The sequence below is a fragment of the Elusimicrobia bacterium HGW-Elusimicrobia-1 genome (assembly GCA_002841695.1).
Taxonomy (GTDB): Bacteria; Elusimicrobiota; Endomicrobiia; order PHAN01; family PHAN01; genus PHAN01.
In genome coordinates this window covers 38533-52484 of record PHAN01000009.1, presented here as the reverse complement: position 1 = coordinate 52484, position 13952 = coordinate 38533, and the positions used below count along the sequence as shown (strand labels likewise).

The following is a 13952-nucleotide window of genomic DNA, read 5'->3' as shown; positions in this document are numbered from 1 at the left end:
TCCACGTGGCCTATCGTGCCTACGTTTACGTGAGGTTTGCTTCTGTCGAATTTAGCTTTTGCCATAAATGTTTCCTCCTGTTTCTCAAGGTGAAAAGAGTTGAAAAACCGTAAATCGTAAAGGGGGAAGAGTGATTTTTCTTTAACCCTTCGCACTTCTCCATTCACCCCTCACGTCTTTTTAAAAGCCCGGAAGCGGGATCGGACCGCTGACCTCTTCATTACCAATGAAGTGCTCTACCGACTGAGCTATCCGGGCGCAAGCTTTTTTTATGCGGCCGGCGGGCGTCCTGCCGTCTCAAAGAGAAAGCGGGAGACGGGATTCGAACCCGCGACATTCTGCTTGGAAGGCAGATGTTCTAGCCACTGAACTACTCCCGCGGTCGACCCAACGGCGAGCGCTATTATAACAAAAAACCCCCGACATTACAAATCAATTCTTTAACGTCGCATATTTCGGGCCCGGCGCATTCCCACAGGCGATAAGAGGTGTTTGAGTGCGGTATGATGAGTGGTCGGGTGTAAGTTATCACAATTGATGAAGTCGGCGTGATGTGTCTATATGCTATACTTGTTTTGAAACGCACTTCAATAAAAAACCGCAAAGTGTCCCGAATCGCTTGACGACGTATGACGTATACTGAAGAATAAATCTATGAGCAAGGTAAAACGGGCGTACTTATTCGCTTGTATATTTTGCGTCGTTTCCTCTCTGTGGCGGGCGCCTGTCTTCGGATGGGGCTATGAAATACACGGATACATCAACGGCGAGGCGGCGATGCTGTTGCCCGCGGAGATGAAAAGTTTTAAGTCATGCGCTGAATATCTGGTTTCGCAGAGCGCCGCCCCCGACGAGTGGAAGGGCTTTCTCGACGGCGAGCAATACCGGCATTACGTGGACATAGATTTTTTCGGACCGCCCCCGTTCGGAAGTATCAGGAAATCCCTTAATGATGTTATCGAAAAATATGGCGAAGGCGAGGCGGTTTCAAACGGTGTTGTTCCATGGACGATAGCGGAGCATTGCGAGATGCTCACTTTATTTTTAAAGAGTTCTGAAACATTCAACTACGCGATGTTGTGCGCCGCGGTTATGGGACATTATGTCGCCGACGCCCACCAGCCGCTTCACACGACTGAAAATTACGATGGACAGTACACCGGCAATCAAGGGATACATTTCAGGTATGAATCGCGGACAGCCGACGTATTTTTTGACGGCGCCGTCCCGCGCGCCGATAACGTTAGATATGTGGCCGACCCCCTTAATTTCGCGTTCGATTTCATAATCGACTCTCATGACAAGATATCCGTTATACTTGCCGCGGATACCGGGCACGGGAACAATCTTAGAGCGCTTTGGGCGGATACTGCGGACATGACGCGCCGCCAGGTTGAAAAAGCGGCCGAGGATTTGGCTTCTCTGTGGTACAGCGCGTGGAAAAACGCGGGATCTCCGAAGATGGAAATAAAATTAAAAACCCCTGTCGGGGTATATTCCGAAAAAGATTATCAAAAAATGCTCGCATTGAGAGATAAATTGAAAATTTCCGGAAAATGAAAGTGCGCCGATTCAATAATTAAAGATCAGTTGTCCAACCGGCAGTTTCACAAAATCAACATTGCATAAACAATTGCAACCGCCGATTTTATGCCGCGGTATTCTTATCGTTTCTTAAGAATCCAAAGAATCTCTTTTACCTTTATATTGCGGCCGTTCAGATTTCTTGATCCCCTGTAAGTATTATATTCGCGGCTCATTGTTTCACAGCTTCCGTATTTTTTTAAAATTCCCGACAGTTCATCGGTTTTTATCAGGCCCTCGTTATTGTAGGAAATCAAAATATATTTGGCTCGCGTGGATTCAATAAGACGTTCCATGGCTTGCGCCGCCTGTCCGCGCTTGTTGTACGCGGAACGGTTCCAATCCAGCGCGATACCGCTTTCACCGTCCTGGATTTTTGCGGAAGCCGCGCGGGACGCTATTATATTAAGCATAAAATAATTCGAGCCGTATGGATGCTGATTGTACGGCGGGTCGTAGTACGCTATATCCAGCTCCGGCGGAAGTTCTTTCGATGCCGATAGTTTGTTGATGTCGGTTTTTTTTACGACGACGGGACATTCGGCGCCGCAGAAGACCGGCATTTCAAGCGATATCCCGCCTTTGATTCTTGAAAGAGCGAAGCCGCCTCTTCCGCCGAAACAGCCCACTCCGGATTTTTTGTGGAATCCCTTGAATACCCCCGAAGTATTGGTGTGAATCGACGCTTCGACCAGAAGAGGCGCCAAAAAAAAATTCCTTTGCGCGCCCGGGATTTCGCTAAAAATAATCCGCTTGATGTTGTCTATGGCCCCGGCGTTTGCGCTTGTGTAAAATACCCTTTCTCCCGATTTTATGTCGTTGTCGTTTTCGGGGGCGTAATTTTTGGCGATGAATCCGCGGCCGCCGTCGTCGGACTTTCTTGCGTTTAGAGAGTTAATAGTGTTTTGGATATAGTCGATGTCGACCTCGGAGCGGTTGGAAAGATAGCAGCCGTTGAGGACTTCACTGTAGCGCTCCATATCATTGACCCAAAGTTCCGATGCGTGATATTTCAGCAGCCGCGCGACCGCGCCCGAGCCGGCGAAACCGTCGAGCGCCGATAACTTTTTTTTACCGAGGCGTTTTTTTACCTCAGCCACGGCGCTGTTTATGAAAGGCAGCAGGGAGCGTTTGTTGCCTATGCAGGTTATAAGCCGCGACGTCAAAAACGGCGCGTCGAAATCGATTCCGCCGCCCGTATTTTTTTTTGGATGCTTTGCCATGCGGATATTTTATCAAAATGTGTCGTCGGCACGCCTCTTTTGTTTTGCGTCAAAATATGTATAATATTATGCAATGTTCAACTAAGAAAAAGCGGACGCCGATGGGAGGCGCTCCGCGTCTATGGAGGCCGTATGAGGATTCTTGTTTTTTGCTTTGCCGCCGCGATGACTGCGGTATTTCTGTCGGGCTGCCGCACGGTGCCCAAGGTTCAGCGCGTGGGCGTGGAAGAACAGATTGATTTGAGCGGAAACTGGAACGACACGGATTCGCGCATGGTGTCCGAAGAGATGATAAAAGACGCCCTCTCGCGCGCTTGGATAAGCAATTTCTCGTCGGCAAAAGGCGCCCAGCCGCGCGTTATCGTCGGCAGCGTGCTCAATAAAAGCCACGAGCATATCAACACCGAGACATTCGTAAAGGATCTCGAAAGAGAGTTGATAAATTCGGGCAGAGTATCTTTCGTGGCGTCGAGCGAGCAGCGCGGCGAGATAAGACAAGAGCGTATGGAGCAGGCGGAACACGCCTCAATCGAAACCGCCAAAAGTATGGGCCAGGAGCACGGCGCCGACTTTATGGTAAAAGGCCAGATTAACACTATCCTCGACGAGGCCGGAAAGACCCAGCTTAAATATTATCAGGTTGAACTCGAGATGATAAATATACTGACTAACGAGAAAGTTTGGATAGGCCAGAAAAAAATCAAAAAGGTCGTGGAGCGTCCTAATTACAGGCCGTAATCCGCCGAGATATAATAAAATGAAACGGTTGTTGCTGCCCGCCGCGCTTTTTCTTGTCGCCGGCTGCGCATCCACCGGCGGATATTACGAGAGGATTAACGGCCTTGTGCGGGATTCCAGGTACGCCGAGGCGGGCGCTTTCGCCGGAGAGTCGCGCAAGAAAATTTACGGAGCCAAGAACGATCTGCTCTATTTTTTAGACAGAGGATTTTTGCTGCATCTGGCGGGAGATTACCGCGCGTCGAACGAGGCCTTTGAGACGGCGCAGCAGCTTTCGCGCGAACTATTCACCAAAAGCATATCCGCGGAAGCGGCCACGTTTCTGGTCAGCGATAACGTAAGACCTTATTACGGCGAGGACTTTGAGCGGGTTCTCATTCACGTTTTTTCGGCGCTGAATTATGTGCTCCTCGACGATTACGAAGCCGCCCTGGTCGAAACGCGCCGCGCCGATCACGTGCTAAGAACTCTGGAAACGCACTACGACGGAAAAATGTCCTACCGCGAAGACGCGTTCGCGCGGTATCTGTCGGGGTTGATACAGGAGGAAGCGGGGGAAATCAACTCCGCTCATGTTTCTTACCTGAGAGCGCTCGACGCCTACGACGCTTACCTGAAAAACTACGGCACACCTCCGCCCGCGCGTCTTGCCGCCGATGCCGTCCGCACCGCGGAGCGGCTGGGAATGAAAGATCGCGCGCGGGAGATAATAAGCAAGCGCGGGGTTCAGTCAAAAGATGTCGCCGCCGCGGATTCGGGCGAGATAGTCATTGTGCTTTACGCGGGGTTGTCGCCCGTAAAGATTGATTCGTTCTTTGAGATAAGTTTCGGGCGGGCTTGGATTCACGTGGGTTCCGTGGAAGCCCGCGGCGACGACGTCTCGCAAGTGGAGCAGGCCGGACGTATTGCCCGCTCTATTGCCGCGGAGGACCAAGTCGTTATGGCCTTTCCCAAATATGCGCCGTCGCCCTATCGCGCGGCGCGGTTCGATGTCGCGCTCAGGGCTTCCGCCGAACAGCCGCCCGACGGTAACGCGCCCCCCGCGAGCGCGACGGCCCGCGCCGAGATGGCCGAGGACATAGGCGCCATAGCGGTCAAAGTTCTCGACGAAAGAATCGGCCGCATCCGCGCAAAGACCATCGCGCGTTCAGCCGTAAAATACGCGCTTTCAAAAAAAATCGGCGCGGAAGTCGCCAAATCAAGCAATGACAGAGCGCTCGGCTGGCTGGCCCAAAAAATCGTCGCCGGCGCGGCGGCGGCCACGGAATTGGCCGACAAAAGGTCGTGGCGAACGCTTCCGGATAAAATATTTCTGGCAAGGTTGCCGGCGGCGACGGGGACTTACGATATCGTGGTAGATTTTTACGACAACGCCGGATATAAAGTGACGTCGGAAACAATCAAAAGCGTGTCCGTGCGTAAAGGCCGCAGAACTTTTGCGGCGTTGCGTTCGGCGATGTGATTTTAAGGAGACGAAAATGACAAAAAAAATTATTTCCGCGGCTGTTCTGGCCTTATTCTTCGCCTCGACAGGTTTCGCCGCGCCCGAATGGCTTTCCGGGCAGAGCAAAAAATATCCGGCCGCCGGCTTCATAACGGGCGTGGGCGCCGGTTCCACGATGGATTCCTCGCGCGACGTCGCCCGGGCGGAAATCGCCAAAGCATTCAGTATGCGCATCGAGCAGGCGACTGTCGAGACGTCTTCCGAACGTTCTTCGGAAGCCACCGGCGGCCGCGCGGAAATATCCGTTGACGTGGTTCAGAAGACCGAAAGCAAAGTCGTCGATACCGTCGAGGGCGTGGAAATCGCCCAGATGTGGTACGACAAAAAAGACAAGGTCTACTGGGCGCTGGCGGTGCTCGATAAGGCCAAATACCGCCGCGAACTTTCGCTGAAAATACTTTCCGCAGAAGAAAAAGTAATGAAGTCGCTGGAATCCGCGCGACAGACAATGTCCTTCGCGGAAAAACTCAAAAATCTATCCGAAGCGCGCTCCGCCGCCTCTGTCCGCGACGGCCTTTATCTGCGCCGCCGAGTCGTGGACGACATGCCGTCGCCGCCCCTGCCCGACGACTTGTCATTTTCCTCGATAGAGTCCGAAATCGCCGACGCCAAGAGCCGCACGACTTTCAGGGTAAACGCCGCCGACGGCTTGTCCGGGGAGTTTGCCGTCGAGCTTACAAGACGCCTGACAAAACTGGGATTTGCCGTGGTCGCCTTCGCCGACGGAGCTTCGACGGACTCCGCATCCGTGTCGATGGATGTCGACGCGCGGTTCGACGTCTCGGAGTTTTCGCGCGCGACTCAGGTCGCGTGGAAATATTACCGATGGGAAGGCCGCGTCGAGGTCAGAGATTCCGGCAAGGTTATAATAGCCGCCGCCGCATCCGGCAGCGAGTCCAATCCCGACGATAAAACAGCGTTTCAAAAAGCACGCATCGCGGGGCTTAAAATTCTGGGCGATTTGTTCGAGCGTAAGATTAAAAACGATTTTCTCGGCGGAGAGTAAAAACAAAAAACCCGCTCTCTTTTAATGTAAAGACGCGGGCTTGCGGACCAAAACAGGTTTAACTCACCACTATTCGCTGACTACTGTATCAAAATGGGCAGGGAAGGATTCGAACCTTCGCAGTCCTAAGGACGCCAGATTTACAGTCTGGTGCGATTAACCACTCCGCCACCTGCCCATTGTCATCTATTGTATCATTTTTCAGTGATTTTTGTATACCATCCGAAACGCCTTTTTCTTCCCGACCACCCTCAAGTGTCCAAAAAGTGTCCATATTTTTCCGCAAGCTCGCGCCCAGCGTCTCGACCGCCGCGCTCTTATGACCGGGCGAAAGATGGCTGTAACGCAAAGTCATCTTCAGTGTTTTGTGTCCCAAAAGTTCTTTGACTGTCATAATATCCACGCCTGCCATAACCAGATGCGAAGCGAAAGTGTGCCTCAAATCGTGAAAGTGAAAATCTTCGATGCCCGCCTGTTTGACCGCTTTTTCAAAAGAATATCTCACCACGAAGCGGCCCAGTTTCTGCCCTTCGTTATCCAAAAAAATGTGCGGGCTTTTCGGATTTTTTTCGAGCGATTGAAAAGTTTCCGACAGAACCGAGTTTATCGGGCACTCTCTCGATTCGCCGCTTTTGCTTTTTCTAATATATATTATTTTTCTTTTTAAGTCAACATCTTCCGTCTTAAGATTGAGTATTTCGCCCTGCCGCATTCCGGTATTCAGAGCCGTCAATATGACGGGTTTGAGGAAATCCGAGCAGTTATCGAGTAGCTTATTCATCTCGTCAAATTCCAGATACCTGATACGCGAATTGTTCTCTTTGAACAACTTCACTTTCTTGACGGGATTGCCGTCGCAAAGCCCCCACTCGATACCCTTGTTGAACATATGTTTTAAGACGGAAAGATACCGGTTTATCGTCGCTTCGGAGAGGGCGTCTTTGCGCGCGGCTTTGAACTGCTCGACCATAAGCGGCGTTATCCCTGAGATGTTTCTGTCGCCGAAGAACTCGATGAATTTTTTCATGTAATGAATGTCGTTTGAAAACGACTTTTTGTTCGTCCGCGCGTATGACAGATAAAGTTCGGTCAACTTTTGAAACGGTATATTTTTCTCTTTTTTGATGTCCAGATACCTGTTCTCGGCGATTTCGGTTTTTCTTTTGGCGAGAACCTGCTCGGCGAGTTTTTTGCTCGCGCCGATTTTCTCTCTCTTCCGACGGCCGCCGGCGTAATAATCGATGAACCAGTTATCGCCTTTTCTCGTGAGTCCCATTGGTTTCTCTCCCCGCATAAGTATTTTACAAAATATCGTTTTTCGCGGCAATTTTCTTTTCTTCGGTTTTATTCGCCTCAATCCACCGCTCCAAATCTTTTATGTCGAACATCGTCCGCCGGCCGCACTTCACGAAAGTCAGTCGTCGCTGGCACACCCAGGAATAAAGCGTGTTCTTTTTCAATCCGGTGTACTCGGCGGCTTCGTCTATATTAAGCAGTCGTTTGATGCTCATCGAGCGCTCCCCGCGCCGCAGATTTCTTTTTCAATGTCTCGCGGCTTGTATATTTTTTTGACTCTGACGTCGAGAATCTTGCCGTGAATGATATCGACGGTAATGTCGCCGAAGAAGTCCGTCCCGATGCGCCGCTCTATGAAAGCGGCACACTTTGCCGGAAGCACGTCGGGCTTGCCGACCGGCGCCCCCGCCCGCGGAAACGTTTGCTCCATCGTCTCCACGTGGACGATGTTTCCGTCGGCGAGTTTCGCCAGGATCCGGCCCGTTGTTTCGCCGCTACAGAACCGGTGTAACGCATTTTTAAGTTTGAGTTCGTTTATTTTGGCGGACATATTTACACCCTTACGCCGATTTTATCGCGCGCCCGCTGAAACTAAAAAAGGCACTTACCGCGCAAGTCCCCGACTTGCTCGATAAGTGCCTTGGGTTTGTCTCCCACAAGCACCTGTGACGATATTGTGACACTGCCTACTACTGTCATGATTTTACTCAAATTACGGCCTCTTGTCAAGTCAAAGTGTTTGAACTTGTCGCGGACCCGCGTAAATTAAAAAAGGCACTTACCAGTTCCGCCTTCTGCGGAACCAATAAGTGCCTTGGGCATCCCCCACAAGCACTAATGTGAAATTACGACACTATCTGCTTCGCCGCCGCCCCACAAACCGGGGCGCCGGAGGCGATGCGATTGTTTGCCAATCCGCATCTGCCGGTGATTCTACCTAAATATCTTGAGCGTTGTCAAGTAGGGGCTTTACTATGGGATAATTAAAAGGCGGGGGAAAGACAAAGATGCAAAAAATACCTTTGCCGCCTTTTTCCATTATCGCTAAAAACCAATATCGCTAAAAACCAAGAGGCGTCACTGTTTCTACTATTTTTTTAGTTTTTTCTAATGATTTATCCATGTATTCTTTTCTCAATATAATTTTATCCATCTCATTGTAAGACCCATCAATAATAGCGAACTTCTTTGCCTCCAGAACCATTTCTTTCATACAGGCGCCGCTGAACCCTTCCGATTTTTCTGCAATAATTTCAAACTTTATATCGTCCGACAAAATTACGTCTTCCGTGAATTTAGAAAGCATTTTTATTCTTGTGTTGTAATCGGGGTTATCAAATTTTATGCGCAGGTCAAATCTGTTAGGTCTATGACTCAATGCATTATCCAGCGCTTCCGTCATATTTGTAGTCGCAATAGTTACTATGCCCGAAATGGCGTTTAATCCGTCAAGTTGGTTTAACAGTTCGCCTAATATTGCATTATCTTTGTTACCTTGCCTGTTTGAAATTGTTAGGTCCACATCCTCCCAAAATATTAATGTCGGCGAAAGTTTATTCCCAAATTCATATATCCTTTTTACCAGTTCGGCGCTTTCCGACCCCGTAAAACCCCTGGGGGTTATCCATATAACCGTGAACATACCAGTTGAAGCCAATATTTTGCCGAGGAGTGTTTTTCCGTTCCCGGGCGAACCTTCCAAAATAATCCCACGTTTAAACGGTATGTTGTATTTACTAAAAATATCTTTGTTTTTTAAAAACCCGATTGTGTTTTCCTTGATGAGTTGTATTTTTTCATTATCGAGAACAAGTTCATCGAAAGAATATTTTCTATCAAGGCAAATTTCTTCCCTGTCCTTTGTAATAATTTTTCCTTTCAGAGAGCAATCGGAGAAAATACGATTGTAAATCGTTGAAACGATTTCCCTGCACTCTTTGTGAACAATAAAATCTATGTAGAAAAAGGTCCTTCTTTCAAACGGATTAAAACATCCGCAGGACAAAACCAATTTATCTTTATGATTTTCATAGAATTGAAGCCCGTCAATAAGCGGATTGGACTTTTCGCCCGAATGTATGGCAAGATTCATTGCTGTTTTCCATTTGCCAGTCTCTTTTATTTTCGTAAAACCATTCGCGGTAAAATATTCGGTTAAAATCTTAAAAAATTTTTCATTGTAATAAAAAACGCCCCCTCTTATTAAAAACAACTCGTCTCTTTTGCAACCGAAAAATAAACAAATCTCTTCTGAATCAATATCCACAAAAAAAGTATCTAATAATTTAACCGGGGACTGCATCGCATTTGCAAGAGAACCCGCTACCCATTCCATTGTCGATTTATGCAATTCTGTTGGCGGCCCCATTTTTTTACCCTCCCGTTTCTAAAAATAAAAAACCTTCCGCAGTTTTTGTCTGCAAGAAGGTTTTCTTTATTTATAGTGCAGGATTTATTCCTTCCAACGCCACACTGTTATAATAATCAAAAAAGTAAACTTGTTAGATGTTTTACTATTCTACTTCTAAAAGGGGGTTTATCAATTTTTCTATTATTGCTTTTATTGCTTTTTCATTTTCAATTTCCATCAGAGGAACTGCAATAAATTTTAATTTTTCAATTGCCTCAAAATTACCTTTTATCACTCCTTCTTCTTCTGTATCTTTATTATCTAAATCTAAATCTTTTAAAAGATAAACTTTGTCTTTTTGTTTTTCAACTTGTTTTTCACGTGTTCTAAAATGAAAATATATATCCCACGGATACCACGCAAATTCGCGGTCAATTTTTTTGCCCTCAATTTTAGATATTAATACTAATGGTTCTATTATTCTATCGCGATAAAGTGGATAATCTAAAGCAATATTGATTGACATTAACTCATTTTTATTCTTTTTATTCTGATATGTCCGATACATCCATATTGGAAGCCAAGATTCTGAATCATTCAAAGACTGAGAAATTTCTTTTATCACGGTTGAAGAATTTGTAATTGGTTCATAGTCATTCTCACCGACAATTTTTTCAAAGTATCTCATAAACCCACCTATCTCTTTATACAAATCTTGCATCTGCCTTACCATATCAAAAACATTCTTACTCTTATCAAGCATTTTCGCCTCCCCAGAAAATAGGTTTACTTAAACCTATCTTATTATATTCTGAAAAAATAATTGTTTCTCCTCTCCAAAACAAAGGTTTTTCTTTTTTCACTTCTTTATATTCACCAAAACCATCAAAAAGAAAAATATCTCTGCATTCTCTCAGATATTCTTTTAAATATTCTGCTATTTCATACAATGCCTCATTCTTTTTTTCATCTGTATTTTTTAAAGCATGGCAAATATCATACCAAGAAAGCCAATAAAAATTTTTACCCTTTAATTTAGTAATATCATCGGAAATTTCAGGTTGATATAAATCCTTTGTCAAATATATCAGATACATATTTTTTTTAGTGGCATAATTTTCTTCTAATAAAGTGTAATAATCTGCTAATTGATTTTGAGAAGATTCTTTCGCGTCATCTTTTACTTCGATTAATACAACAAAATCACTGCCAGAAATAATAATATCTGGTTCGCCATATTTTTCATATCTCTTCCAAAAAATAAATTTATATTCCTTGTCAAATAGTTTATTCTTTAAAATCTCATTTTCAAATAATTTTTTCTCATCATATTTTTCATTAAAATATAATCTCGCTCGCCCTAAAAAATCTTTTAATAAACCAGTCGCAAATTTATGTTTTAATAAACCAAATACAGATGAAGTTAGGACATCTTCACATTTTTCTATTTTATGATGCAGTTCGGCTTCAATCATTTTATTTAATCTTTTTTGAGATACTTGAGAGGTTGTCGACAACCTCTATTATCATGCCCGAAATCCGTAATCGGGCATCCAGAGGTTCGGTATTTCCAACGTAAAATGGATTCCCGATAAAGGCACTCGGGAATGACGCACACCTCGCCCCGACAAGTCGGGGTCGGATAGCCTCTTAAGGATTTAATTTCTAATTTTATCCAACCCAATTGCCGCATTTAATACAGTTGTCTTTGCCGGAACCAAAACCACAAGAACTGCACAATTTAGCAGGCACAGAATTACTGCCGACCCATGCTCCGCATTTGACACAATTATCACCGGCTGCTCCAAAACCGCAATTATTGCATAATTGTGCTTCAATGGTAGCAAAAGGCTGCCCACACTTTACGCACTCGTCGGCCTTATTGCCGAATCCACAACTCCCACAAAGTTTTGCCTGCACTCCTGCCATAAAACCTCCTCCTGAATAAAAAACCCCACACAGATTTTTCTATACGAAGTTTTTTTAATTTGTTTACTAAAGAAGCATCAATCCTGCGGAAGCGGGCGCTATTTTCATAATTTGTGACAATAATATTTTTTTATTTTTGGGATTACCGCTTAAAAACGCTTCTGTAGTATATATAACCACGAGGTCTATATTCAACTTTTTCGTCGCTAAAGAATTTCTTAAACGTTCAATTCTCTTTTTCATTTCCAGTAATGTTAAATTAGATGAATCATCAATATAAAGTTTTGAATTACATAAGTTATCAGCAGCAAAAGTAAGCTTCGGCCACTCAGATTTTGGTATTGTCCTTTCATCCATATCTGAACAATCTATCCCAGAATTCAAGCAAAGAAGCCTCATCATGAATTTTTCCTTGCTTAAGAGCGGAGAAAATACAATAATAACCCGTTTTTTGCTCGCCACAATATCCGCTAAAAATTTCAAAGAAGAATCTTTCTTTTTTTGAGCAAATCTCATAAAACCTCCAAAAATAAAAAACCTTCCGCGGCTTTTATCCGCAGGAAGGTTTTCTTTATTTATAGTGCAGGATTTATTCCTTCTAACTCCACACTGTTTTTGATATTGTTACAAATGTATGATAGCAAAAAAATAAAAATTTGTCAAGCCAACCAACTTATCAAGGACGGGTTACATTTCTTGATGACTTGACAGGGTGACGGATTATATTTGGATGATTTGATATTTCTCATTTACCCGCTCGTCAAACCGACGAAAAATTTCGACACGCTTCTTGATGAAGTCCGTCGTGACCCGACCGGCATTTTTTGGGGTTAGCGGTTGCATCCGATAATATAGGGCGATCCCGCCCGCAGCCCCTTGACATTCCTTAGTTATTTTGCTAAATTAGCAATATGGCTAAATTAGTGAATTGGCACGATTTCAACAAAATCATCAGGGAAAAGAGAATAAAACTCTTTGCTTCCGCCGAGGTCCGGCGTTTGTTCGGGAGTTCCAAAGTCGCGGCTGATTTTCTTCTTCATCGCTACGCCAAAAAGGGGTTCATCGTAAGAATCAAACGCGGACTCTACGCCCTGCCCGACGCGCTTCCGCCTGAACCTTTCATCGCCAATAAACTATACGAGCCCTCTTACGTGTCTTTGGAGTTCGCCCTTTCGTATCACGGCGTCATCCCGGAGAGCGTTTACGAAATTACCTCGGTAACTCCCAAGGCGACCCGCCGTTTCACCGCATTGGATAAAATCTATTCGTACCGACGGATAAAAAAAGCCGCTTTCACGGGATACGCCGCCCAAAAACAGGGCGGCGCGGGATTTTTTATAGCCGACCCGGAAAAAGCGTTCGTCGACTCGTGTTATTTCCGAGTTCTCGACGGCATTGAGCCGCTCAACCGCTTCAAAAAAGATAAAATCAACATCAAAAAAGCCGCGCGCTACGCCCGACTTTTCGCCAACGCGGCTCTTGATGAAACAATAAAGAAGATATTGCGATGATAACCGCAGAAACACTCGAAAAATTAGCCCTCCAATACCGCACGGCGGTTTTTCCGAACGTGGTGCGCGAATATTTTCAGCACGTATTTCTGGCCGAACTCTACAAACTGCCCGAGTCGGAAAAACTTTTGTTTAAGGGCGGGACGGCTCTGCGTATCGTATACGGCAGTCCGCGATTTTCGGAGGACCTGGACTTTTCTCTGTCGGGCGTGCGTTCCGACAGAATAAAACCGTTCGTGGAAGATTTGTTTCTGCGCGCGCTTGCGGCGGCGGAAAGAGTCGGCATAAGGGTTGAAATAGGAGCCAAATCCGGCGCCACCAGCGGCGGATATTTCGGCACGGCGACTTTCAGGATTCACGACTACCGCCCGACGGGCGTCGAGATAAACGTATCGGCCCGGCGCGCTGTCGGCGGACGGGGCGAGGTGGAGAGCGTGGCGAGTGATTTTGTGCCGAGTTATACGCTCGTTCATCTTCCGCAAATAGAACTGGTGGATGAAAAGGTATTCGGGGCGTTGATGGACAGGAAAAAACCGCGCGACTTCTACGACCTTTATTTCATTATGCGAAAGGGAATGCTTTCGCCGGCTCAGAAACGCCGTCTGGCGGGGATGAAGGACAAGATAATCGCTTACGCCAAAAAGATAGATTTCCGGCGGGAACTCGGCGCGTTTTTGCCCGCCGACCAGAACGCCGTCGCGCGCGATTTTGAAAGGGCGTTCGCGGCGGAACTTTCAAGACAAATCGGACGGTAGCGCCGCCCGTTCGCGAGCGCGGTTTTTTTTGAAAATAAACAGCAATTCTACCGAGG

14 protein-coding genes, 3 tRNA genes and 1 pseudogene are annotated in these 13952 nt (G+C 46.3%); 7 read left to right on the top strand and 11 right to left on the bottom strand.

Annotated elements, in window-relative coordinates:
• Positions 1-185: 185 nt before the first annotated feature.
• Together CVU77_06220 and CVU77_06215 are read right to left on the bottom strand one after the other, a co-directional pair.
• A tRNA-Thr gene (locus CVU77_06220) sits at positions 186-258 on the bottom strand.
• A 49-nt stretch (positions 259-307) separates the two neighbouring features.
• Positions 308-380: transfer RNA gene (locus tag CVU77_06215), tRNA-Gly, on the bottom strand.
• 274 nt (positions 381-654) lie between these two features.
• Here CVU77_06215 and CVU77_06210 point away from each other — a divergent pair.
• Positions 655-1560: a hypothetical protein gene (locus CVU77_06210; protein PKN01271.1), complete on the top strand. Its 906-nt coding sequence runs from the start codon at positions 655-657 to the stop codon at positions 1558-1560.
• Positions 1561-1664: 104 nt separating this feature from the next.
• On the opposite strand, the gene CVU77_06205 is transcribed toward CVU77_06210, so the two are convergent.
• The gene (locus CVU77_06205; GenBank protein PKN01270.1) at positions 1665-2807 is read right to left on the bottom strand and encodes a DNA modification methylase; all 1143 of its coding nucleotides are present in this window, start codon (positions 2805-2807) and stop codon (positions 1665-1667) included.
• Between the two features lie 132 nt (positions 2808-2939).
• Here CVU77_06205 and CVU77_06200 point away from each other — a divergent pair, with 132 nt between their 5' ends.
• The 3 genes from CVU77_06200 to CVU77_06190 are packed head-to-tail and all read left to right on the top strand — an operon-like array spanning position 2940 to position 6055.
• Positions 2940-3545 carry a penicillin-binding protein activator LpoB gene (locus tag CVU77_06200; protein PKN01269.1) on the top strand — a complete coding sequence of 202 codons (606 nt, stop codon included), beginning with the start codon at positions 2940-2942 and terminating at the stop codon, positions 3543-3545.
• A gap of 19 nt (positions 3546-3564) precedes the next feature.
• Positions 3565-5007, top strand: a complete 1443-nt coding sequence (locus tag CVU77_06195) for a hypothetical protein (GenBank protein PKN01268.1) — start codon at positions 3565-3567, stop codon at positions 5005-5007.
• Positions 5008-5023: 16 nt separating this feature from the next.
• Positions 5024-6055, top strand: coding sequence for a hypothetical protein (locus CVU77_06190; GenBank protein ID PKN01267.1), 1032 nt, complete (start codon positions 5024-5026; stop codon positions 6053-6055).
• A 94-nt stretch (positions 6056-6149) separates the two neighbouring features.
• Here CVU77_06190 and CVU77_06185 read toward each other — a convergent pair.
• The 8 genes and pseudogenes from CVU77_06185 to CVU77_06150 form a co-directional block, all read right to left on the bottom strand.
• A tRNA-Tyr gene (locus CVU77_06185) sits at positions 6150-6233 on the bottom strand.
• A gap of 150 nt (positions 6234-6383) precedes the next feature.
• A pseudogene (locus CVU77_06180) lies at positions 6384-7349 on the bottom strand (hypothetical protein).
• Positions 7350-7356: 7 nt separating this feature from the next.
• Entirely contained in the window at positions 7357-7566 is a 210-nt protein-coding gene (locus CVU77_06175) for an excisionase (GenBank protein PKN01266.1), read from the bottom strand.
• Positions 7563-7901: a hypothetical protein gene (locus tag CVU77_06170; GenBank protein PKN01265.1), complete on the bottom strand. Its 339-nt coding sequence runs from the start codon at positions 7899-7901 to the stop codon at positions 7563-7565. Before CVU77_06170 ends, CVU77_06175 begins: the two co-directional genes overlap by 4 nt.
• A 510-nt stretch (positions 7902-8411) precedes the next feature.
• A complete protein-coding gene (locus tag CVU77_06165; protein PKN01264.1) occupies positions 8412-9719 on the bottom strand; it encodes a hypothetical protein in 1308 nt (435 codons plus the stop codon).
• A gap of 145 nt (positions 9720-9864) precedes the next feature.
• Positions 9865-10464, bottom strand: coding sequence for a hypothetical protein (locus CVU77_06160; GenBank protein PKN01263.1), 600 nt, complete (start codon positions 10462-10464; stop codon positions 9865-9867).
• Positions 10457-11176: a hypothetical protein gene (locus CVU77_06155; protein PKN01262.1), complete on the bottom strand. Its 720-nt coding sequence runs from the start codon at positions 11174-11176 to the stop codon at positions 10457-10459. Before CVU77_06155 ends, CVU77_06160 begins: the two co-directional genes overlap by 8 nt.
• A gap of 520 nt (positions 11177-11696) precedes the next feature.
• Positions 11697-12146 (bottom strand): hypothetical protein, encoded by a 450-nt coding sequence (locus CVU77_06150; GenBank protein ID PKN01261.1) that lies wholly within the window; start codon positions 12144-12146, stop codon positions 11697-11699.
• Positions 12147-12356: 210 nt separating this feature from the next.
• Between CVU77_06150 and CVU77_06145 the strand changes: the two genes are divergently transcribed.
• From CVU77_06145 to CVU77_06135, 3 genes are all read left to right on the top strand, one after another.
• Positions 12357-12464: a hypothetical protein gene (locus CVU77_06145; protein PKN01260.1), complete on the top strand. Its 108-nt coding sequence runs from the start codon at positions 12357-12359 to the stop codon at positions 12462-12464.
• An 89-nt stretch (positions 12465-12553) separates the two neighbouring features.
• The gene (locus tag CVU77_06140) at positions 12554-13141 is read left to right on the top strand and encodes a hypothetical protein (GenBank protein PKN01259.1); all 588 of its coding nucleotides are present in this window, start codon (positions 12554-12556) and stop codon (positions 13139-13141) included.
• A complete protein-coding gene (locus CVU77_06135) occupies positions 13138-13896 on the top strand; it encodes a hypothetical protein (GenBank protein PKN01258.1) in 759 nt (252 codons plus the stop codon). Before CVU77_06140 ends, CVU77_06135 begins: the two co-directional genes overlap by 4 nt.
• The last annotated feature ends 56 nt before the right edge of the window (positions 13897-13952 follow it).

Excerpts from the sequence above, each read along its gene's own strand:
- CVU77_06135 (PKN01258.1), top strand. The coding sequence starts at position 13,138 with ATGATAACCGCAGAAACACTCGAAAAATTAGCCCTCCAATACCGCACG.
- CVU77_06175 (PKN01266.1), bottom strand. The coding sequence starts at position 7,566 with ATGAGCATCAAACGACTGCTTAATATAGACGAAGCCGCCGAGTACACC.
- CVU77_06195 (PKN01268.1), top strand. The coding sequence starts at position 3,565 with ATGAAACGGTTGTTGCTGCCCGCCGCGCTTTTTCTTGTCGCCGGCTGC.
- CVU77_06155 (PKN01262.1), bottom strand. The coding sequence starts at position 11,176 with ATGATTGAAGCCGAACTGCATCATAAAATAGAAAAATGTGAAGATGTC.
- CVU77_06150 (PKN01261.1), bottom strand. The coding sequence starts at position 12,146 with ATGAGATTTGCTCAAAAAAAGAAAGATTCTTCTTTGAAATTTTTAGCG.
- CVU77_06205 (PKN01270.1), bottom strand. The coding sequence starts at position 2,807 with ATGGCAAAGCATCCAAAAAAAAATACGGGCGGCGGAATCGATTTCGAC.
- CVU77_06210 (PKN01271.1), top strand. The coding sequence starts at position 655 with ATGAGCAAGGTAAAACGGGCGTACTTATTCGCTTGTATATTTTGCGTC.
- CVU77_06190 (PKN01267.1), top strand. The coding sequence starts at position 5,024 with ATGACAAAAAAAATTATTTCCGCGGCTGTTCTGGCCTTATTCTTCGCC.
- CVU77_06160 (PKN01263.1), bottom strand. The coding sequence starts at position 10,464 with ATGCTTGATAAGAGTAAGAATGTTTTTGATATGGTAAGGCAGATGCAA.
- CVU77_06165 (PKN01264.1), bottom strand. The coding sequence starts at position 9,719 with ATGGGGCCGCCAACAGAATTGCATAAATCGACAATGGAATGGGTAGCG.
- CVU77_06200 (PKN01269.1), top strand. The coding sequence starts at position 2,940 with ATGAGGATTCTTGTTTTTTGCTTTGCCGCCGCGATGACTGCGGTATTT.
- CVU77_06170 (PKN01265.1), bottom strand. The coding sequence starts at position 7,901 with ATGTCCGCCAAAATAAACGAACTCAAACTTAAAAATGCGTTACACCGG.